The sequence below is a fragment of the Chitinophaga sp. 05T412 genome (genome assembly GCF_056396465.1).
Window position 1 is genome coordinate 1 of sequence record NZ_JBFTLN010000051.1, and the last position, 1,160, is coordinate 1,160.

Consider the following 1,160-nt stretch of genomic DNA (forward strand, 5'->3'; position numbering starts at 1 on the left):
AACTTTGGCAACCACCGGTTTAGGATAGTTTACAACAGAAACGGCTGCACTGGTCGAATCACAGACGCCGTTGGTTACCCACCAGATAAAGGTTACTCTGTTACCAGCAGGAACAGTTACGGTGGTCGTTGCTTTCGTGCTATCGGTGATGGTTACACCCGGAGTAGGAGTAAATCTCCAAACACCTTTACCACCGAAGGTAGTAGTAGGATCATTTCCTTTAATAGTGAACGTAGCATTATTACACTGWGCYGCCACACTATCAACTTTGGCAACCACCGGTTTAGGATAGTTTACAACAGAAACGGCTGCACTGGTTGAATCACAGACGCCGTTGGTTACCCACCAGATAAAGGTTACTCTGTTACCAGCAGGAACAGTTACTGTGGTAGTCGCCTTGGTACTATCAGTGATGGTTACACCCGGAGTAGGAGTAAATCTCCAAACACCTTTACCACCGAAGGTAGTAGTAGGATCATTTCCTTTAATRGTGAACGTAGCATTATTACACTGTGCTGCCACACTATCAACTTTGGCTGTCACCGTAGAAGGGTAGTTCACCACAGAAACGGCTGCACTGGTCGAATCACAGACGCCGTTGGTCACCCACCAGATAAAGGTTACTCTGTTACCAGCGGGAACATTTACGGTGGTAGTCGCCTTGGTACTATCGGTGATGGTTACACCCGGAGTAGGCGTAAATCTCCAGACACCTTTACCACCGAAGGTAGTAGTAGGATCATTTCCTTTAATRGTGAAAGTAGCATTATTACACTGTGCTGCCACACTATCAACTTTGGCAACCACYGGTTTAGGATAGTTTACAACAGAAACGGCYGCACTGGTCGAATCGCAGACGCCGTTGGTTACCCACCAGATAAAGGTTACTCTGTTACCRGCAGGAACRGTTACTGTGGTAGTCGCCTTGGTACTATCGGTGATGGTTACACCCGGAGTAGGMGTAAATCTCCARACACCTTTACCACCGAAGGTAGTAGTAGGATCATTTCCTTTAATAGTGAAMGTAGCATTATTACACTGWGCTGCCACACTATCAACTTTGGCAACCACTGGTTTAGGATAGTTTACAACAGAAACGGCTGCACTGGTTGAATCACAGACGCCGTTGGTTACCCACCAGATAAAGGTTACTCTGTTAC

General features: G+C 46.6%; 1 protein-coding gene. It reads right to left on the reverse strand.

All coding sequences use genetic code 11. The features are described 5' to 3' along the window. The coding region (locus tag AC1DFM_RS34610) for a hypothetical protein (protein WP_477081354.1) at window positions 1–1,160 on the reverse strand (1,160 nt) is incomplete at both ends.